Source organism: Parahaliea mediterranea (assembly GCF_017255185.1).
In the GTDB taxonomy this organism is placed as follows: Bacteria; Pseudomonadota; Gammaproteobacteria; order Pseudomonadales; family Halieaceae; genus JAFKCZ01.
The window spans coordinates 79,709-98,690 of record NZ_JAFKCZ010000013.1; the positions used below are offsets into that span (position 1 = coordinate 79,709).

The window sequence follows — 18,982 nt, forward strand, 5'->3', positions numbered from 1 at the left end:
CCACCGGGAGCGTAACTTGTTAACACAGGATTTAAAACAAGGTCGCTGCCATGAGTAAACGTTATCCGATGCCCATTCCCCACGGCTGGTATGCCGTATGTTATTCCGACGAGCTTGCCACGGGCGAGTCTCGCGCGGTGACATATTTCGGCAAGGAGCTGGTGCTGTTTCGCACCGAGTCCGGCCGGGCCCGCCTGCTCGACGCCTATTGCCCGCACCTGGGTGCCCATCTGGGTTACGGTATCCACGAAAACAGCGGCCAGGGGGGGCGCATTGAAGGCGAGTCCATCGTCTGTCCCTTCCACGCCTGGAAGTTCAACGGCGAAGGGGAGTGCACGGAAGTGCCTTACGCGCGCAATATGCCGCCCAAGGTACAGGGCAAGCAATGCCTGCGGTCCTACCCTACTGCCGAGACCAATCAGGTGGTGTGGGCCTGGTACCACCCGGAGGATGAGCCGCCCATGTGGGATGTGGTTGAGCACGAGGAGGCCAACAGCGACGGCTGGGCGCCCCTCAAGCGCTTTGAGTGGCATATCTCCACCCACCCCCAGGAAATGGCGGAGAACGCCGCCGACCCGGCGCACTTCCTGTTCGTGCACCGCACCGCCAACATGCCCGAGTGGGAGACCACTTACGACGGCCCCACCTCGCGCGGGGTGCAGCGCGCCAAAATGCCCACCCCCCGGGGCGAGGTGGATGGCGCCATCCACACCGGTTCCCAGGGGCCGGGGCAGGGTTTCACGCGCTTTGAGGGGATCGCTGACACCTTCCTGATGGGCCTGACCACGCCCATCGACGACGAGAACGTGATCCTGCGCTTTGCTTTCACCCAGCCCAAGGTGGACGGCGAGGCGAAGAGCAGTGGTGTCAACGATGCGATCATCGCCAATATCGTTGGCCAGCTGGAGGAGGACAAGCCGATCTGGGAGCACAAGATCTACCGCCCCCTGCCGGTGCTGTGCGACGGCGACGGTCCCATCGCCAAGTTCCGCAAGTGGTACTCGCAGTTCTACTCTAACTTCGACGCCGGCGCGATGTAGTAAACCACCGGGCCGGCGTCCGCCGCCGGCCCTTTCTCCCGGCCCGCTTTCCGGTATCATGCCTCGCATTAGGAGGAACCATGAACCGAAATCGCGGCCTCACCGCACTGCTGCTGATGGCGCTCGCCATCGCCCTGCTGTACCCGGGTGTGAGCCAGCCGGTGCTCACGCTGACCGGAACCATCGAGAAATCCGCCGTGGTCAATCTGGGCATCGAGTTGATGGCCGGGGACAACGCCGATGCCCAGGGCCGGCAGATGCTCACCGCCATCAGCCGCTTCCTCGGCCTCGACCAGATCCAGGGCCGGGTGACCGTGTACGATCATACGCGCTCGATCTGGGGCACGGTGGAGGAACTCGCGCGCACCGGTAACCTGGCGGTGGCGCTGTTGATCGTGTTGTTCAGCCTGGTGATTCCCGTGTTCAAGTTGCTGTTGCAGGCCATCGCCCTGGCGCCGGCCAGCGGCGCGCTGCGCCAGCCGCTATTGCGCGTCAACGCGGCGCTGTCCAAGTGGTCGATGGCGGACGTGTTCGTGATGGCGATGCTGGTGGCCTACATGGCCGGCCGGGCCTCGGGGCAGATGGGCGACCTGCTGCTAATGGAGGCCCGGCTGGAACCGGGCTTCTGGTTCTTTCTGGCCTATTGTCTTTTTTCCATCGGGGCCTCGGCCCTGATCCGCAGGGAGTACGCCAATGAATAAGACGCTCAAGATCATCCTGTTGGTGCTGGCCTTGCTGGTGGCGGTGCTGGCGGTGGCCGCGCTGCGCCCCGGCCAGCCCATCGCGGTGGCGGTGGCCGCGGACGTCGATGTGCCGCACACCAGCGCCTGGCGGACCATGCGCGACCTGTCGGTGGCGCACAACTATGTGCCGGGCCTGACGGCCACCGAAATCATTACACCGCGGCGCGAGGGGGTCGGCACATCGCGCAAGGTCTACCAAACCGGCACCGACTACCTGCAGGAAACGGTCACCGCCTGGGACGAGGGCCACGGTTTCGTGATTCGACTGCACCGTGGCGAGGAGCCGATGAAACCCTTCAGGCACGCCGAGTTTCACTACCGTATGGCGGCGGTCACCGACCGGGTGACCCAGGTCGTCCTGGTCATCCAGGTGGAGATGCCCTTCGGGCAGTTGGGTAGCTGGCTGGGCAACAGTTTTGCGCGCCCCGCGCTGGAGGGCGAATTGACCCGGGTGCTGGCGGGCCTGAAGTACTACTACGAGACCGGTGAGCGGGCGACCGACGCCGATCGCGAACGGCTGGCGGGAGCCGTCGAGGTGATTCCCGCCAGCGAGGCTTTAGAGAGTTAGCAAATTAGAGCAGCGCCATCATGGTTTCGGCGGAGCTGACGTCCACGCCGCCGGCGGGCTCGACGTTGAGGTGGGTGACGGTGCCGTCGTCCACCAGCATGGCGAAGCGTTTGCTGCGGGTGCCCAGGCCGAAGCCGCGGGCATCCATCTCCAGGCCCAGGGCGGCGGTGAAGTCGCCGTTGCCGTCGCCCAGCATGAGGATCTCCTCGGCGTTCTGGGCCTTGCCCCAGGCGTCCATGACAAAGGCGTCGTTCACCGCCATGCAGGCGATGGTGTCGACGCCCTTGGCCTTGATTTTGTCGGCGTTGACCACGTAGCCCGGGAGGTGCGTCATGCTGCAACCGGGGGTAAAGGCGCCGGGCACGGCGAACAGCAGGACTTTTTTGCCCTTGAAAATCTCATCGGTGGTAATGTCCACGGGCCCTTCGGCGCCCATGGTTTTGAGGGTGCTGGCGGGGATTTTGTCACCGGCGTTGATGCTCATGGCACGATTCTCCATCGGGTGGTTAATGTCGAGTGCAGCCAAGCATAGCAGATGATGACGAAGCTGCACTGCCCCCTGTGCGCGGGCCCCGACACCGCGCCCTTTCACACTGACCGCCGCCGGCACTACCTGCGCTGTGCCGACTGTGCGCTGGTGTTCGTGCCGCCACGCTACTACCTGGACCGGGCGGCGGAGCGCGCGGAATACGACCTGCACGAGAACGCGGTGGACGACCCGGGTTACCGGCGCTTCCTGTCGCGCCTGTTCGATCCCCTGGCGGCGCGCCTGCGGCCGGGTGCCGAGGGACTGGACTTCGGTTGCGGCCCCGGCCCGGCGCTGGCCGCCATGCTGCGCGAGGCGGGCTTTGCGGTGAATCTCTACGACCTGTTCTACCACCCCGACGCGGCGGCGCTGGCGCGGGATTATGACTTTATCTGCGCCACCGAAGTGGTGGAGCACCTGCACCACCCGGGGCGGGAGCTGGAGCGCCTGTGGCGGTGCCTGCGGCCGGGGGGCGTGCTGGGTATCATGACCAAGCTGGTGCGCGACCGCGAGGCCTTCGCCGGCTGGCACTACAAGAACGACCCCACCCATGTGTGTTTCTTCAGCCGCGAGACCTGGCGCTGGTGGGCGCGGCGGCGGGGCGCGTCGCTGGTGTTCGAGGGGGCGGATGTCATCCTGGTGACCCGGCCGCGCTAGCCGCCCTCCAGCGACTCTCCATCGGTCCTCAATCGTCCCCGGTGTCGGCTTCCGCCTGTTGCAGCATGTCGGTGTAGATGGCTTCGCAGTCGCGGTAGAAGTCCAGCTCCTCGTCGCCCAGGTAGGGGGCCACCATGGTCATCATCTGCAGCACGCCCTGGTGGATGGTCAGCTGCGGCGGCCGTGCGCCGTGCAGCAGCTGGGCGTAGTTGAACCAGAAGTTGAGGGTCAGCGTCATGTTGTCCACCAGGCCCAGCAACTGCTGGCCGCGGGTGTCGATGACCGATTGCTCCAGCAGCGACTGGCAGATGGCGTAGAGGGCGGCGCGCTTGAGCTGTACCAGGCGGCGGAAGCCGCGCCGGACGTCGGGGTAGCGCTGCAGGATGTCGTCGAGGTTGTGGTAGAGAAAGCGGTACTGGTACATCTCCTCCATCACCACATAGAGAAAATACCAGTTCTCCTCGACGTCGCCGCGACCCGCGGACAGGGGCTTTTCGATCGGCGCGGCGAGGGTGGAGCTCAGGGCCAGCTCGTACTGCGCGAACAGTTCGGCGATGATCTGGTCCTTGCCCTTGAAGTGGTAGTACAGGTTGCCCGGACTGATGTCCATCTCGTTGGCGATGTCGATGGTGGTGGTGTGGGCCTCGCCCTCGTCGTTGAACAGGGCGAGGCTGGTGACCAGGATGCGGTCGCGGGTTTTCACCTATCGGAGACTCAGCCGCGCCGGGTTTTGGCTTTGGTTTTCGCCGGGGTTTTAGCCGCCGTGGTTCTTTTGCCGGGGCTCTTTTTAGCGGGGGCCTTTTGGCGTGCCGGGGCTTTTTTCTTCGCCGCGGCCTTTTTGGCGGCGGCCTTTTTTGGGGCGGCTTTGGCCGGCGCCTTTTTCCCGGGCGCCTTGGCGCCGATGCCGCTTGTGGCCAGGGCCGCCTGGAGTTCCTCGACCTTGGCGCTCAGGCGGTCGATTTTTCGGTGCAGGGCCCGCAAGTCGTCATCCTGGGCACCGCGCTGCAGGCGGAAGTTTTCCCGCACGCGGTTGATGCGCTCCTCGACGGAAGAGCGGGCTTCCTGGCCGGCGGAGAGGGCGCTGCGGGCCTCGTCCTCCAGGGCGGCGCCGGCTTTGACGAGGTCGCGGAACAGCTTGGGGGTTTCCACGCCGGCCTTTTCGAGCCGCTCCTGGGCCTCGCCGACGGCGCGGCCGTAGGCGCCGACACCTGCCAGCCAGATGTTCCTGGCGATTTCACTGGGTTTGTTTTTGTCGTCGCTCATGGGGTGGTTCTCCTGCGTTGGCCTGGCCTTGGCTTGTGTGGGTCATTAAACCAGAGTCGTCGAGGAGAAAAAATGGGGGTTCCTGGCGGGGAGGTCGGCGCCGGGCCAGTAACGACCTGATCTATTCCGGATCAATGCGTGATGCAGGTGGGAAGTGAGGGGGTACCGTAAGACCTCTGGAGCAATGCAGTCGCTATGCAACGTACGCTGAACTGAATTAGTTCGGCTCAGATCTGATAGGCATGGTTCGGTTTGTCCTATTAGCGGGAGTCGGGAAAAGGGCTTTGAATGCATTTACCTCGCGACTGATCTAGCAGGAAAATTCCACTAAGCTGCAATTATTCCCTTGCCCCATGACGGCTGTTTTGTATAGTTTTGATTCGCAGTGCGAGGGGGGATGGTGGATTCCGTCTCGCGGATGATAAAAACACTCTGGCAAAAAAAGATATACAATGGGTTGGTTTTCATTCAAGCGAAAGTTTCTGGTCTCGCTTGCACTTCTCTCACTGACAGCCTGCACAAACACGCAGCAAGTTGAGACGGACGCTCAGACCACGTTTTCGTTCAAAGTCCCAGAAGGTTACGAAATACCCAAGGCGCCATCTCTTTCCTTTTCTATTCCAAGCGCCGAATTTCCTTCACCGAAAGTTACTCGGTATTTGAAGAATAGTTACTGCGGCCTTAGCTTTACGACGCAGATACAATCAATAGATCAGTCGATAGAAGATCAGGCTTTTGCAGGTGCGCTATTTCAGGCAGAGGATTCTGACAAGTCCTTGTACTTAATAATGCTTGTCGATAGAGAGACGAGAGAAGTTCTTCCCGTAATCGCGCATAGTGATGATGCGGGTGCAGCCGAACCAGTTGCCCCCGCGTTTCCCATGCATATCCCGCTGTTTACATCCATTTATCCAGTAAAGGATGGCCTTGGTATCCTAGTGAGCGATGAAGGGCTGCTCAATCCAGCACCAGGCAGAGAGATCGGCGAGCGTGAATTTAAAGTACAGATAGTCAACACTGGCTTTAGTGTTGGTTCGGTTGTGTTTTCTGGCCAAGGAGCTGTTGTGGATTTTACTGATATTCGTTTTAGCGAAGAATGCGCTGACAGCCCGAATTATTAGTGGGTTCAGCCCCCTAATTTCGTCGCAGATTGTCAGGTTGGTTAATGACTACTGCGGCCGAACGAATAGTCAACGTCCATCGTGCTGAAATGCTGAAGGGGCTCCTTCGCGCGGTGCGAGCGCCGAGCCAGTGCGGTGATAAGGCGACTACTCGCCCCACCAGCGCTATACCGAGGTTGCGAGGTGTAAATGCCATGGCTGATAATCAGGCCATTCTAAGCCAGGAGCAACTCGCCAAATTAAGAAGCAAAGAGGCAGGCGCGCCGTGTTTTGCTTTGCCTAAAGGGGTCGAATAGACCCCTTTTATGCTCGATGTCGCCTCACTGGGTTTTTCGCAGCTTGAAAAGCTGATCCTGTATGCCCTCGACGGTTTTGCCGACATTCCCACTCATGCCCATCTGGCGGATCGGATACTCTTTGAATGTCTCCAGGTGCTCCTGGGCAATGTTGATGATGGGCGTCAGTACCCAGGTCTTGTGCTCCGCGTACTGCCTGTTCAGGTCGCCAGTTTGACGTTCGAACGGATCCATTCTCAGGTTTGTTATCCACGGCCGACCAAGGTGCATCAAGGGGCTGTCCCAGTGATCGCCAAGCTTGGCGGAAAAAGTGACTTTGAACTGCTTGTAGCGAATGGCCGTTAGTACCGCCTCGTCGTAATAAAATACAAAGTCCCGTGCCGACGCATCACTCTTGCCGGAGAAAAGCGCAGTCTGGTCAAAACCATCCAGATGCAGCTTATAGCTGCGGCCGCCATAGGACGCGCCTTTCTTCAGTTTGCCGACGACATCGGGCTCGCCGGCGGCGGTGGCCAGGGTTGGCAAGAGGTCGGTCATATCCACAATCTCACTGCTGACCCGCCCCGCGGGCGCTCCGGGCCAGCGGACGATGGCGGGAACGCGCACACCGGCCTCCCAGGTTGTGCCTTTGTCTCCCCGAAAGGGAGATGTCCCGCCTTCTGGCCACATGTACTGGTAGGCGCCATTGTCGGTGGTGTAGATCACGATGGTGTTGTTGTCGAGGCCGGTCTCTTTCAGTTTGTCGAGGATCTCGCCTACATGCCCGTCGTGTTCTTTTAGGCCGTTTCCGTAAATGTCCTCTTTGCCTGCCCGCGACTGGCCTTTCGACTCCTGCTTGAGGTGCACAAACACATGCATGCGGGTGGCGTTGTGCCACAGGAAAAATGGTTTCTTGTCCTTGGCGCGGCGCTCGATAAAATCGACAGACCTGGCCGTCACTTCATCATCGAATGTTTTCATGCGCTCAGTGGTCAGTGGGCCCTCGTCGTCGGTGCGGCCATCGGCGGTACCGGAAATAATGCCTCGTGGATCGTATTTGTTCCGAAATTCCGAGTTGGTTGGCCGATCCGGATCTTCCAGATCCTCGTTGGCGTTGAGGTGGTAGAGGTTGCCCCAGAATTCATCGAAGCCATGTCGATGAGGCAAGTGCTCTTCGAGATCGCCGAGGTGATTCTTGCCGTACTGGGCGGTGACATAACCGCGGGTCTTGAGGATTTCAGCCAGGGTAATATCCTCTTTTTGCAGGCCTGCCGGCGAGCCCGGCGTGCCCACCGTTGTCATCCCCGTGCGCACCGGAAGCTGGCCGGTCAAGAAGGCCGCACGTCCGGCGGTACAACTGGGTTGGGCGTAAAATGAGGTTAATTTCAGGCCCTCGCTGGCAAGCCTGTCGATATTGGGGGTTCTGACCCCCATGATATCGCCGCCAAAGGACGATACGTTCATGTAGCCGATGTCATCGCCAAATATCACAAGAATATTGGGTTTTCCGTCTTGAGCCAGCACCGGAGCCTGGTTGATCAAGCCCAGCACGAAAATTAGTGCGGTGATAATCAAAAAGCGCTTACGGTTTTGCATTCCTACAGCTCTCTCTGTTGCCAGACTTATTGAAGAGATAAACCTGATTTACGTTGTTGCCCGGGATACCCAGAGGATAGTCCAACAGGAATGAGAATGCGCGTGTATTTTGCCGGAATAAATGGCCGCGCCTCTTCAAGGGCCAGGCTTGGGCAGGGTGAAGGATATACCGGTCCACCACGGGGTGAACGCCGCCGTCAAACTGCCGCTGAAAAGTGCGGTGTCGCCCGGGGACTTCGTTGGTTTTGTTAATGGGGTCTGACCCCTTTATCTTCTACCGCGCGAAGATCGGGGGTTGCCCCGCTGTAGGGCGCAATTTATTGCGCCGCTTGTGGTCGAATGAATTCGACCCTACAGGAGGGAGGCATTTTTCGCATTGTTATAGTATTGCCAAGTTACTCGGGAGAGTTGAGTCAAGAGCCGTTGGCATTTTTGTTCGAAAGATCGTTATAGAGTTCCTGCAGCAGTGGAATTAACTTCTTAACATTTTGCTTTGTGGAATCGCAGGTCTTTTCTGCAGAGTTTCCAGTCCCAAGTACGGCCCCTATCTTGTCGACAGCCTCCCCCCGGCCGGCCTCATATGCAATTGCATCATGGGTGGATATGCTCAACACCTTGGCGACCCACAAGCCGTAATCTTCGAATATCGAAGATGGTTGGCCCAGCGCAATACAGGTTTTTATCATCGCATCGTACGCGCCAATCCCGTAAGACCACTTATCATTCAGGGACACCTTGGTCATCGTTGGTACAGTCCTTGTAGTCGTGCAACCGGATAGTAAAGCGGCGACTAATGTCAGAACGAAAGATATTTTGGGCATCCTTTCCCTTGGGGCTATGGAGATGTAGTAACAGCGTACACTAGGTAAAAATATGAGGCCATATTCACGGGCGGTATCTTCGGTAATGCAATATCAGCGTTGTCGGCATGAGATCTTGTGGCTTCAATGTACAGTCGGTGGTTGATTGTTTGAGTGGGACTAATGGCTTGATCTGCTTGATTGGGCTGTCTGGTAAATCCGATATCGTGCTAATGGGGTCTGCCCCTTTATCTGCTACCGCGCGAAGATCGGGGGTTGCCCCGCTGTAGGGCGCAATTTATTGCGCCGCTTGTGGTCGAATGAATTCGACCCCACAGGAGGGAGGCGTTTTTCGCATTGCTTTTTTGGTCGATGAAATGATCGGAGAAGATGATCCGGCTCTCGACCCCTCACGGAACACGGCAATACTTGCACCGAATGAATCGTCAACGCCCTCCGCGTTGGGACGCGGTGGGTGGTGCCTCTTTTGTGCAGCGCAGGGGAGTCGGTGCGAGCACCGCATCGGCTTAGTGGCAACGCGGCTGCAATACCCTCCGGCGGACTACTGAAGTTACAAAGCCTTTTGGCCCTGGTTGGCGCTTAGGCCATTCGAAGTTAGGAGCAACTCGCCACCCAGGCAATAAAGAGGCTGACGCGCCGCATGCTTCCCGGAGTGGAGCAAAAGAGGCGCCGCCTGCCGGGGCACGACGCAGCGGCCGAAGGCCGCCACCTTAGAAAGAGCCCACCCAAGAACGCCAGTAACAAAAAAGGGGCCCCAAAGGACCCCCGAAAACAGCTCCCTGAAGTTCAGGGAGAAATACTTCAGCCTCAGGCCGCGGACTTAAAGCCCATGGAGCCCTTCAGCTCGGCGAAGCGCTCGCGGGCTTGTTCCAGCCTGGCCTCCAGGGCCTCGCGGTCGGTCAGGCTTTCCAGCGTCGGGAACTCGATGTCGTCGATCGCATCGCGGGCGTCGGATTCCACTTTCTCACCGCGCTTCACCAGTTCCTCGTAGAGCTCGGAGGCCTTGCTGCGGCGCTCTTCCAGCTGCTCCTGAACCGTGCTGAATTGCTCCTGCACCTGGTCGAAGGCCTTGCCGTAGAAGCCCAGGCCGGCCAGGAAGGCCCGGCGGCCGGTTTCCTGGGCGCGCTCGGCGAACTTCAGCGCGGACTTTTCAGCGGCTTCGGCTTTCTTGCCGGCCTTGCGCGCGGTCTTGCGCACGTCGCGCTCGTAGGCAGCGGCCTTGTTTTCCACCTTGCGCACGGTGGAGCGCACCGTGGACTTCTTCGCGGTGGTTTTGCGCTTGGCGGCGGTTTTACGCTTGGCCGGGGCCTTGCGCGCGGTGGTTTTGCGCTTCGGGGTCGCCTTGGTGGCGGCTGCTGCCGTCTGGTTCTCTTCTGCCATGTCTCAACTCCTTCCTAGCGGTTGATTGGGGTTTGCCCCATCCAGTGACAGGCAGGTTACGTAAGAAAATTAGAATAAACATACTAGAATGTTGTCCATTATTTGACCGTTCCGGTTTGGCGGGTGTTTGCAGCTGGCGCGGTGTCGCCAGCCGCCCTGGGAGCGATGGCGAGATCAATGCGCCAAGTCGTTGATTTTCAGCCTGTTAATGGCGCGTTGTTCAGCAAGGGTTCAGTCCGCGGCCGGAAACTGGCGGGCAGATTCCCGGTTTAGAGGATTTCGCATGAGCGCAAACGGTCGGCGACAGGCCGTCCTGACAAGTCTGGTGTTGGCGGTGGGGCTGGGCCTGGCGTATGCCCTGTTGGTGGGCAAGCCGGGGCCGGACCCCAGGCCCGCCCCCGAGCTGGCGCCCCCGGTGGTGGATATTGTCAGTGTGCAGCCGGCTGCCCGCGCGATCGCGGTGGATACCCAGGGCAGCGTGCAACCGCTGCGCCAGGTCAACGTGGTCAGCCGGGTGGCGGGGCAGGTGGAGGCCGTGGCGCCGGGCTTTGCCGAGGGCGGCTTTTTTCGCGCGGGGGAGGAGCTGGTGAAAGTCGAGGATGTGGATTACGGCTTCGCCATCGCCCGCGCCGAGTCCCAGGTCGCCGCCGCCCGCCAACGGGTGGCGGAGGAGCGGGGGCGGGCGCGGCAGGCCAAACGCGAGTGGCGCGACCTGGGCAGCGAGACGGCCAATGCGCTATTCCTGCGCAAGCCGCAGCTGGCCGCGGCCGAGGCGGCGCTGGCGGCGGCGGAGGCGGATCTGGCGGCGGCCCGCCTGGACTTTCAGCGCACCAGCATCAGCCTGCCCTTCAATGGGCGGGTCAGTCGCAAACTGGTGGACGTGGGGCAGTATGTCGCCCCGGGCAGCGCCATCGCCGAGGTGTACTCCACCGATGCGGTACAGGTGCGCCTGCCGCTCACCGACCGCCAGGTGGCCCTGCTGGATTTGCCCCTGACCTACCAGGGCGAGGACGGCGCCGCCAGGGCCCCCGTGCCGGTCACCCTGGAGGCCCGCTTCGGCAACCGGCAGTGGCAGTGGCGGGGCGCGGTGGTGCGCACCGATGCCAGTATCGACGTCAGCAGCCGCGTGGTCTACGCGGTCGCCGAAGTCACCGAGCCCTTCGCGCGCCGGGCGGGCAGCGAGCGGCCGCCGCTGGCGCCGGGGCTGTTCGTGCACGCCCGCATCGAGGGGCGGGAGCTGCCGGGGGTGGTGGTGCTGCCGCGCAGCGCCCTGCGCAGTGACGATTCGGTGCTGCTGGTCGATGGCGGTGAACGCATTGCTTCCCGCGAGGTACAGGTCCTGCAGGGCGACGCCCGCCAGGTCTGGGTACAGGGCCTGCGGCGCGGCGACCGCGTGGTGGTGAGCGAACCCGCGGTGATGACCGCCGGCATGCGGGTGGCGGTCAACGAGGTCAGCAGCGTGGCCGGGGTCGACTACTGATGTTGGGGGGGCCGGTGCGCTGGTTCATCCACAACCCCATCGCGGCCAACCTGTTGATGGTGTTTCTGGTGGTGGGTGGTCTGTGGAGCCTGCCCGCCCTGGACAAGCAGTTTTTCCCCGAGTTCGAGATCAACCAGGTGCGGGTGAGCCTGCCCTATCCCGGCGCCGGCCCGCGCGAGGTGGAGGAGCAGATCTGCCAGCGCATCGAGGAGGCGGTCCACGATCTCACCGGGGTGAAGGAAATCCGCTCCGAGGCTCGCGAAGGCCTGGGTACCGTGTTGGTCGAGGCGGAGCCGGGCTACGACATGCAGCGCCTCACGGCGGAGGTCAAGACCCGGGTCGACGCGATCAACACCTTCCCGGTGGATGCCGAGCGGCCGGTGGTCAGCGAAGTTGCCTGGCGTCACCACATGGCGATCGTGACGCTGGCGGCGAACCTCGGCGAGCGCGACCTGAAGGAGCTTGCGGAGCGCCTGCGGGATGATCTGGCGTCGCAGCCCGACGTTTCGGTGGTGGAGCTGGACACGCCGCGCCCCTACGAGGTGTCGGTGGAAATTTCCGAGTACACCCTGCGCCGCTACGGGCTGACTTTCGACGACGTGGCCGCGGCCATTCGCGCCGCCTCGCTCAACCTGCCGGCGGGCGCGATCAAGGACACGGGGGGCGATATCCGTTTGCAGACCCGCGGCCAGGCCTACACCGGCGCCGATTTCGCCCGCATCCCCCTGTTGACCCGCCGTGACGGCACCCAGGTGCTGCTCGGCGAGGTGGCCACCATCGTCGACGGTTTCCAGGACGTCGATGTGCGCAACCGTTTCAACGACCGCCCCTCCATCAACATGCACGTGTTCGTGACTGCCAATCCCAATACCCTCGCCACCTCGGAGACGGTGCACGACTGGGTGGAACGCACCCGGCCGGGGCTCCCGGACGGAGTGCGGCTGGCGGTGTGGCGGGATTCCTCGGTGCCCTTCAAGGGCCGGGTCGATACCCTGCTGAAAAACGGACTCGGCGGCCTGGTGCTGGTGTTCCTGGTGCTGGTGCTGTTCCTGCGCCCCTTGCTGGCGATGTGGGTGTGCGTGGGCATTGGCGTGGCCTTCATGGGCACCCTGTTCCTGCTGCAATACACCGGCACCAGCCTCAACATGATCTCCCTGTTCGCCTTCCTGTTGATCCTCGGTATCGTGGTGGACGACGCGATCATCGTCGGCGAGTCGATTCACGCCCGCCAGAGCGCCGGCGAGGGCGGCACCGGGGGCGCCCTGGCGGGGGCCCACACGGTCATCAAGCCGGTCATGTACGCGGTGATCAGCACCATGATCTTTTTTACGCCCATGTTCTTCATGCCCGGCGACATGGCCCAGGCCGCCACCGCCATTCCGATGGTGGTGATCATCGCGCTGTCGCTGTCGCTGGTGGAGTGCCTGCTGATCCTGCCGCCGCACCTGGCCCACATGCGGCCCCAGCGCCCCAGCCGCTTTGCCGTGCTGCGGCGGCTGGAAGGCTTCCGCCTGGCCTGCGCCGAGGGCATGACCCGCTTCGCCCGCGAGCGCTACCGCCCCTTCCTCGAGCGCTGCCTGCGCCACAACATACTGGTCAGCGCCCTGTTCCTGTGCCTGCTGCTGATCAGCCTGGCCATCTACGGCGGCGGCTGGATTCGCTCCGGCTTCTTTCCCTCGGTCAATTCAGACCACGTGGATGCCGAAGTGGAGCTGCCAGAGGGAGGCGCCTTCGCCGACACCCTCGCCGCCCTGCGCAAGATCGAGTCGGCTGCTCTGCAGTTGAAGGCCGAATACAACGCTGATCCCGCTTACGCCGCCAATGGTCCCGCCATCGGCCACATCGACTCGCGCGCCAATGAGAACGAGATCAAGGTGGTGATGGAGACCCTGTCGGACGCGGTGGATACCGCGGAAGTGTCCCGCCGCTGGCGGGAGGCCATCGGCGAGTTGGGCCCGGTGGAGGACTTCAAGATGGACTACACCATCAACGAGAAGGGCAAGCCCATCCGCCTGGTGCTGGCCGCGCCGCGCCTGGAGGAACTCAACGCGGTATCCGAGGAGTTGCGCCGCTTGCTGGAAACCTACCCGGGTGTGTACAACATCAACGACAGCCTGCAGGCGCCGCGGCAGGAAATCGTGCTCGACCTGAAACCCGCCGCGGAGAACCTGGGCATCACCCTGGCCGACCTCGCGCGCCAGGTGCGCGAGGCCTTCCACGGCGCCGAGGCCCAGCGCATTCCCCGCACCAAGGAGGACGTGCGGGTGATGGTGCGCTACCCGGAGGAGGAGCGGGTGTCGGTGGCCAACCTGCAGGACATGCGGGTGCGCACGCCGGAGGGCGCCCAGGTGCCCTTTGCAACGGTGGCGGAAATGCGCTTTGAACCGGGCTATATGACCATCGAGCGCCTGAACCGCAAGCGCACCCTGGAGGTGTCCGCCGACGTGTTGCCGGGGGCATCCGATCCCCGGGCGGTGGTGGAGGACATCATGGCCGCTCACCTGGGCGGCTGGCAGCAGCGCTATCCGGGGCTGACGGTGGCGCTGGACGGCGAGCTGGAGGAGGAGACGGACTTTCAGGCGGCGCTGCTGAAGTATTCGGCGCTGGCGATGCTGGTGATCTATGCGCTGATGGCGATTCCCTTCCGCTCGTATTTCCAGCCGCTGCTGGTGCTGACGGCGGTGCCTTTCGGGGTGATGGGCGCGATCTTCGGCCACCTGATCCTGAACTGGCAGATCAGTATGTTTTCGCTGTTGGGGGTGATCGCCTGCGCGGGGGTGGTGGTCAACGATAACCTGGTGCTGATCGACCGCATCAACCAGTTGCGCGCCGCAGGCCACGGCGTGATGGAGTCGCTGCTGCAGGGCGGCCAGGACCGATTCCGCCCGATCATCCTGACGTCCCTGACCACGTTCGTGGGCCTGGTGCCGATCATGTCGGAGACCAGCGTGCAGGCCCAGTTCCTGATCCCGATGGTGACGTCCCTGGCCTTCGGGGTGTTGTTCGCGACGGGTATTACGCTGTTGCTGGTGCCCTGTTTGTACCTGATGGGGGAGCAAGTGTCCGCCCGGCTTCTGCGGCGCGGCCGCGTGGTTCTCGATACGCCGTAGTGATGTTGTTGGTGTGGATTAGGGATTCTATTTGGTTCGTCTTGGACATGATGAGTAGACGCTATATCCGAACTTGGGCGCTGCGTCGCGGCCGCGATGGTGGCCTCTCGGCGGACTCGCCGTGAATACATCCATGTAGGCTCGTATCGGACATCCATGTCCTCAACGGTCCGCCGAGGGGCCACCACCCCGTCCGCGCCGCTCGACTCTCAGTGTTCTATCCGGCCAGAGCCAAATATCGTTACGGATCTGAACCGTGCTGAGATAGTCGAGCGGCGCCCGGGAGCGGGAGGGCCCTTGTCGGACCGTGTGAGACATGGATGTCGAGCTCGAGCCCCCATGGATGGGTTTACGGCGTGTCCGACAAGGGCCCTCCCGCTTTCGGGTGACGCAGTGCCCAAACTAGAACCAGGCGCTTACCCACTAAGCCCGCAAAGCAGCGCTCAAGCCCGAATCTCGCGTTTACCCAAACCGCAACTACACTCACTGATCACCACCCCCATGCCGGGGCGTGGCGCTGTACATTCATCAAGCCAACCCACAGGTGATCGACATGAGCGAATCAGCGGCATTTGATGAGGTAAAGTTCGAGCAGTTATTTGGCAAGGTGCTGGCCGACGTCGGCGGCGCCATGGGCCTGTTCATGGCCTACCTTGGCGACCAGGCGGGAGTCTACGCCGCCCTGGAAGAGGCCGGCCCCATCAGCCACACCGACCTCGCCGTGCGCACCGGCGTCGACGCGCGCTATTTGCGCGAGTGGCTGTCCGCCAACGCCGCCTTCGGCTACATCGACTACGACGGCGGCAGCGACACCTTCTCCATCGGCCCCGAGCAGGCCGCCCTGTTCGCCCACGAGGGCGAGCCCACCTGTATGCAGGGCTTCTTCCAGGCCGTTGTCGGCCAGTACGCCACCCACGACACCGCCCTCGAAGTCTTCGAGAGCGGTCGCGGGCGGCCCTGGGGCGAGCACCACGGCTGCTGCTTCTGCGGCACCGACCGCTTCTTCCGGCCCGGCTACGCCGCCAACCTGATCGATGCCTGGATACCGGCGCTGGACGGGGTCGAGGAGCGGCTGAAGGCCGGGGCGAAAATCGCCGACATCGGCTGCGGGCTGGGGTCGTCCAGTATCCTTATGGCGCAGGCCTACCCCAATTCCGAAGTGCGGGGCTTTGATTTTCACGCGCCCTCGATCGAGACCGCCAGCGAGCGGGGGCGGGCGGCGGGCCTGTCCAACCTCGGCTTCGCGTGCAGCGCCGCGACGGAATATCCCGGGGAGGGCGAGTACGACCTGGTGTGTATCTTCGATGCCCTGCACGACATGGGCGACCCGGTGGGCGCGGCCCGCCATATCCGCGAGTCCCTCAAGCCCGGAGGCACCTTCATGCTGGTGGAGCCGCTGGCCGGCGACAGCCTGGCGGACAACCTCAACCTGCTGTCGGGAATCTTTTACGGCTTTTCCACCACCGTCTGCGTGCCCACCTCCCGGGCCCAGGACGTCGGCCTGGGGCTCGGTGCCCAGGCCGGGCAGAAGCGGCTGACGGAGGTGCTCAACGCGGCGGGTTTCGAGCAGGTGCGCCGGGCCACGGAGACACCCACCAACATGGTGCTGGAGGCCATCGCCTGACAGGCTGCCGGCGGCGCAACGAAAAAGGGCCCACCAACAGGTGAGCCCTTTGCTTCGGGACGTGGTGGCCCTAGTCGGCTTTCGGCCCGGCCGCCACGACCGCCGCCGACACGTCGAAGTTGGCGAAGTTCTGCACGAACAGGGTGGCCAGCTTGCGCGCCTGCTCGTCGTAGGCCTCGACATCGCCCCAGCTGTTGCGCGGGTTGATGTACTTCGGATCCACGCCGGGGATGGAGGTGGGGAAGTCCAGGTTGAGGATGTCCAGGTGCTCGGTGGGCGCGTTCATCAGGGCGCCGCTCTGGGCCGCCGCCACCACCGCGCGGGTCACCGGGATGGGGAAGCGGGAGCCGGTGCCGCCGGGGGCGCCGGAGCCGCCGGTCCAGCCGGTGTTGATCAGGTAGACCTGGCTGCCGAAGTCCTCGATGCGCTTCATCAGCAGCTCGGCGTAGTCGCCGGCGGGGCGCGGCATGAAGGGCGCGCCGAAGCAGGTGGAGAAGGTCGGGTGGATGCCCGCCTCGGCGCCGAGCTCGGTGGAGCCCACGCGGGCGGTGTAGCCGCTCAGGAAGTGGAAGGCCGCCGCCTCTTTGCTGAGGATGGAGATCGGGGGCAGTACGCCGGACACGTCGCAGGTGAGGAAGATCACGCACTTGGGCTCGCCGCCGGCGTTGGACTCGGTGCGCTTGGCCACGTGTTCCAGCGGGTAGCAGCAGCGGCCGTTCTCGGTGAGGCTGGTGTCGCTGTAGTCCGCGTGGCGCTTGTCGTCCAGCACCACGTTCTCGATGATGCTGCCGAAGCGGATGGCGTCCCAGATGACCGGTTCGTTTTCCTGGCTCAGGTCGATGGTCTTGGCGTAGCAGCCGCCCTCGATGTTGAACACCGAGCCCTTGGCCCAGCCGTGTTCGTCATCGCCGATCAGGTAGCGCTCGGGGTCGGCGGAGAGGGTGGTCTTGCCGGTGCCGGACAGGCCGAAGAACAGGGTGGTGTCGCCCTCTTCGCCCACGTTGGCGGAGCAGTGCATGGGCATCACGTCTTTCTCGGGCAGCAGGAAGTTCTGCACCGAAAACATGGCCTTTTTCATCTCGCCGGCGTAGCGCATGCCCGCCAGCAGGACCTTGCGCTGGGCGAAATTGATGATCACCACGCCGTCGGAGTTGGTACCGTCGCGCTCGGGCTCGCACTGGAAACCGGCGCAGTTGAGAATGGTCCACTCGGGCTTGCGGCCGACGTTGAAATTCTCCGCGCGGATAAACATGTTGCGCGCGAACAGGCCCTGCCAGGCGGTTTCGGTCACCACCTTGACCGGCAGGTAGTGGTCGCTGTGCTCGCCGACATGCAGGTGGGAGACGAAACGGTCGCGCTCGCTGATGTAGGCCTCGACGCGATCCCACAGGGCGTCGAATGTGTCGCTGTCGAAGGGGCGGTTGACCGGGCCCCAGTCGATGCTGTCCTCGGTGCTGGCCTCGCGCACCACGAAGCGGTCGGCGGGGGAGCGGCCGGTGCGCTTGCCGGTGGTCACCAGCAGGGCGCCGGTATCGGCCAGTATGCCCTCGCCCCGTTTCAGGGCCTCTTCGATCAGTTGTGATGTCCCCAGGTCGGTCAACTCCCTGGTGGTCTGGATGTCGGCGGTCATTGTGTGTCCTGTTTTTCGGTGGGCGCGGGCCTGCATCGGGCCCGCCTGGCCTCTGTACTGGGTCTTTGGGGGGCCGTAATTATGTCAGAAACGCGACACTATGCGAACCGAATAGGTGAAAATTTCGCCGATCCTGCAGCCTCTCACCGGCGCCCCGGGGGCGCCGCGAGCGGGGCGGTTCAAGCGTACCTGGCGGCGCTCAGTGGAGGCTGCTGTCGGGGCTCGTGCCCAGCAGCCCCCCCAGGTCGTCGCGGGTGTAGCGGTAGCGGCTGTTGCAAAACTCGCAGTCCATGGTCACCGCGCCCTGTTCCGCGAGGATGGATTCGATCTCCCCGGGCCCCAGGGAGGCCAGGGCGCCGAGGGTGCGTTCGCGGGAGCAGGTGCACTGGAAGCGTACCGGTCGCGGTTCGAACAGCCGCAGCGGGTCTTCGTGGAACAGGCGCTGTAGCAGCTGCCCGGGCGCCAGGTGCTGCAACTCCTCGGGGGTGACGGTTTGCGCCAGCGCACAGGCGTGCTCCCACTGCCTTTCCCGCTCCGCGGGGTCCTTTATCACCGTGGCCGGCAGCTGCTGGATCAGCATGCCCGCGGCCCGGTCGCCGTCACAGGCCAGCCACAGGCGTGTTTGCAGCTGCTCGGACTGCTCGAAGTAGGTGTCCAGGCAGGCGGCCAGCGAGGGCTGGTCGAGGGGCACGACCCCCTGGTAGCGCTTGCCCGCGTGCGGGTCGATGGTAATCGCCAGGTGGCCCTGCTCGAGCAGCTGGCCGAAGGACTCGCTGGTGGCCTGTTGCGCGCCGCGGGCGATGCCGCGCACGCCCAGGTCGCTGCTGCACTCCGCCATCAGCAGCGGCAACTGGCCCTCGCTGCGGGCCTGGAGAATGAGCCGGCCATCGAACTTCAGCGTGGTGCTCAACAGGACCGCGGCGCCGAGAAACTCGCCCAGCAACTTGCTGACCCCGGGGGCGTACTGGTGCAGGGCGATGAGGTCGTTGAAGGCGCGGTCGAGTTGCACGATTTCGCCGCGGATGTCGGCCTGCTCGAAGAGGAAGCGCTGGCTGTGGTCGGTGTTTGCGGTGCTCATGGCGGTAGTGTAATCCATATTTCGATGTGGGGCCGGCGCGCGGCGATGATGATCCTGTTGGCGTCCGCGG

16 protein-coding genes are annotated in these 18,982 nt (G+C 63.2%); 8 read left to right on the forward strand and 8 right to left on the reverse strand.

Translation table 11 applies throughout. The features are described from left to right. Nucleotides 1-50 precede the first annotated feature (50 nt). The 3 genes from JYP50_RS16790 (at nt 51) to JYP50_RS16800 (ending at nt 2,351) form a co-directional block, all read left to right on the forward strand. Nucleotides 51-1,040, forward strand: coding sequence for an aromatic ring-hydroxylating oxygenase subunit alpha (locus JYP50_RS16790; RefSeq protein ID WP_206561716.1), 990 nt, complete (start codon nt 51-53; stop codon nt 1,038-1,040). Between the two features lie 80 nt (nt 1,041-1,120). After that, nucleotides 1,121-1,741, forward strand: a complete 621-nt coding sequence (locus tag JYP50_RS16795; RefSeq protein WP_206561717.1) for a paraquat-inducible protein A — start codon at nt 1,121-1,123, stop codon at nt 1,739-1,741. Then, nucleotides 1,734-2,351 (forward strand): SRPBCC family protein, encoded by a 618-nt coding sequence (locus JYP50_RS16800; RefSeq protein WP_206561718.1) that lies wholly within the window; start codon nt 1,734-1,736, stop codon nt 2,349-2,351. Before JYP50_RS16795 ends, JYP50_RS16800 begins: the two co-directional genes overlap by 8 nt. A gap of 4 nt (nt 2,352-2,355) precedes the next feature. Here the strand turns inward: JYP50_RS16800 and JYP50_RS16805 are convergent, their stop codons facing one another. Next, a complete protein-coding gene (locus JYP50_RS16805; protein WP_206561719.1) occupies nt 2,356-2,835 on the reverse strand; it encodes a peroxiredoxin in 480 nt (159 codons plus the stop codon). A 51-nt stretch (nt 2,836-2,886) separates the two neighbouring features. Between JYP50_RS16805 and JYP50_RS16810 the strand changes: the two genes are divergently transcribed. Continuing rightward, on the forward strand, nt 2,887-3,534 hold the full coding sequence (locus JYP50_RS16810; RefSeq protein WP_347136828.1) for a class I SAM-dependent methyltransferase: 648 nt from the start codon (nt 2,887-2,889) through the stop codon (nt 3,532-3,534). Nucleotides 3,535-3,562: 28 nt separating this feature from the next. On the opposite strand, the gene JYP50_RS16815 is transcribed toward JYP50_RS16810, so the two are convergent. Further along, nucleotides 3,563-4,237 carry a TetR/AcrR family transcriptional regulator gene (locus JYP50_RS16815; RefSeq protein ID WP_206561720.1) on the reverse strand — a complete coding sequence of 225 codons (675 nt, stop codon included), beginning with the start codon at nt 4,235-4,237 and terminating at the stop codon, nt 3,563-3,565. An 11-nt stretch (nt 4,238-4,248) separates the two neighbouring features. Next, entirely contained in the window at nt 4,249-4,797 is a 549-nt protein-coding gene (locus JYP50_RS16820; protein WP_206561721.1) for a phasin family protein, read from the reverse strand. Nucleotides 4,798-5,249: 452 nt separating this feature from the next. Here JYP50_RS16820 and JYP50_RS16825 point away from each other — a divergent pair, with 452 nt between their 5' ends. Continuing rightward, entirely contained in the window at nt 5,250-5,918 is a 669-nt protein-coding gene (locus JYP50_RS16825) for a hypothetical protein (RefSeq protein ID WP_206561722.1), read from the forward strand. A 320-nt stretch (nt 5,919-6,238) separates the two neighbouring features. Here the strand turns inward: JYP50_RS16825 and JYP50_RS16830 are convergent, their stop codons facing one another. The 3 genes from JYP50_RS16830 to JYP50_RS16840 form a co-directional block, all read right to left on the reverse strand. Then, nucleotides 6,239-7,789, reverse strand: coding sequence for an arylsulfatase (locus JYP50_RS16830; protein WP_206561723.1), 1,551 nt, complete (start codon nt 7,787-7,789; stop codon nt 6,239-6,241). Nucleotides 7,790-8,202: 413 nt separating this feature from the next. Next, the gene (locus JYP50_RS16835) at nt 8,203-8,532 is read right to left on the reverse strand and encodes a hypothetical protein (RefSeq protein ID WP_206561724.1); all 330 of its coding nucleotides are present in this window, start codon (nt 8,530-8,532) and stop codon (nt 8,203-8,205) included. A gap of 885 nt (nt 8,533-9,417) precedes the next feature. Then, nucleotides 9,418-9,990, reverse strand: a complete 573-nt coding sequence (locus tag JYP50_RS16840) for a hypothetical protein (protein WP_206561725.1) — start codon at nt 9,988-9,990, stop codon at nt 9,418-9,420. 283 nt (nt 9,991-10,273) lie between these two features. Between JYP50_RS16840 and JYP50_RS16845 the strand changes: the two genes are divergently transcribed. The 3 genes from JYP50_RS16845 (at nt 10,274) to JYP50_RS16855 (ending at nt 16,204) form a co-directional block, all read left to right on the forward strand. Then, on the forward strand, nt 10,274-11,470 hold the full coding sequence (locus tag JYP50_RS16845; RefSeq protein WP_206561726.1) for an efflux RND transporter periplasmic adaptor subunit: 1,197 nt from the start codon (nt 10,274-10,276) through the stop codon (nt 11,468-11,470). Between the two features lie 14 nt (nt 11,471-11,484). Further along, nucleotides 11,485-14,580 (forward strand): efflux RND transporter permease subunit, encoded by a 3,096-nt coding sequence (locus JYP50_RS16850; protein WP_347136829.1) that lies wholly within the window; start codon nt 11,485-11,487, stop codon nt 14,578-14,580. Nucleotides 14,581-15,133: 553 nt separating this feature from the next. Further along, a complete protein-coding gene (locus JYP50_RS16855; protein ID WP_206561727.1) occupies nt 15,134-16,204 on the forward strand; it encodes a class I SAM-dependent methyltransferase in 1,071 nt (356 codons plus the stop codon). Between the two features lie 70 nt (nt 16,205-16,274). Here the strand turns inward: JYP50_RS16855 and JYP50_RS16860 are convergent, their stop codons facing one another. Together JYP50_RS16860 and hslO are read right to left on the reverse strand one after the other, a co-directional pair. Continuing rightward, entirely contained in the window at nt 16,275-17,834 is a 1,560-nt protein-coding gene (locus tag JYP50_RS16860; protein WP_206561728.1) for a phosphoenolpyruvate carboxykinase, read from the reverse strand. 199 nt (nt 17,835-18,033) lie between these two features. After that, the gene (gene hslO / locus JYP50_RS16865) at nt 18,034-18,912 is read right to left on the reverse strand and encodes an Hsp33 family molecular chaperone HslO (RefSeq protein WP_206561729.1); all 879 of its coding nucleotides are present in this window, start codon (nt 18,910-18,912) and stop codon (nt 18,034-18,036) included. Between the last annotated feature and the right edge of the window lie 70 nt (nt 18,913-18,982).

Bases quoted from the DNA above. Each gene is read 5' to 3' on its own strand.
- JYP50_RS16835 (WP_206561724.1), bottom strand. From the start codon at position 8,532: ATGACCAAGGTGTCCCTGAATGATAAGTGGTCTTACGGGATTGGCGCG.
- JYP50_RS16840 (WP_206561725.1), bottom strand. From the start codon at position 9,990: ATGGCAGAAGAGAACCAGACGGCAGCAGCCGCCACCAAGGCGACCCCG.
- JYP50_RS16810 (WP_347136828.1), top strand. From the start codon at position 2,887: ATGATGACGAAGCTGCACTGCCCCCTGTGCGCGGGCCCCGACACCGCG.
- JYP50_RS16800 (WP_206561718.1), top strand. From the start codon at position 1,734: ATGAATAAGACGCTCAAGATCATCCTGTTGGTGCTGGCCTTGCTGGTG.
- hslO (WP_206561729.1), bottom strand. From the start codon at position 18,912: ATGAGCACCGCAAACACCGACCACAGCCAGCGCTTCCTCTTCGAGCAG.
- JYP50_RS16825 (WP_206561722.1), top strand. From the start codon at position 5,250: ATGGGTTGGTTTTCATTCAAGCGAAAGTTTCTGGTCTCGCTTGCACTT.
- JYP50_RS16805 (WP_206561719.1), bottom strand. From the start codon at position 2,835: ATGAGCATCAACGCCGGTGACAAAATCCCCGCCAGCACCCTCAAAACC.
- JYP50_RS16830 (WP_206561723.1), bottom strand. From the start codon at position 7,789: ATGCAAAACCGTAAGCGCTTTTTGATTATCACCGCACTAATTTTCGTG.
- JYP50_RS16795 (WP_206561717.1), top strand. From the start codon at position 1,121: ATGAACCGAAATCGCGGCCTCACCGCACTGCTGCTGATGGCGCTCGCC.
- JYP50_RS16860 (WP_206561728.1), bottom strand. From the start codon at position 17,834: ATGACCGCCGACATCCAGACCACCAGGGAGTTGACCGACCTGGGGACA.
- JYP50_RS16845 (WP_206561726.1), top strand. From the start codon at position 10,274: ATGAGCGCAAACGGTCGGCGACAGGCCGTCCTGACAAGTCTGGTGTTG.
- JYP50_RS16855 (WP_206561727.1), top strand. From the start codon at position 15,134: ATGAGCGAATCAGCGGCATTTGATGAGGTAAAGTTCGAGCAGTTATTT.
- JYP50_RS16790 (WP_206561716.1), top strand. From the start codon at position 51: ATGAGTAAACGTTATCCGATGCCCATTCCCCACGGCTGGTATGCCGTA.
- JYP50_RS16820 (WP_206561721.1), bottom strand. From the start codon at position 4,797: ATGAGCGACGACAAAAACAAACCCAGTGAAATCGCCAGGAACATCTGG.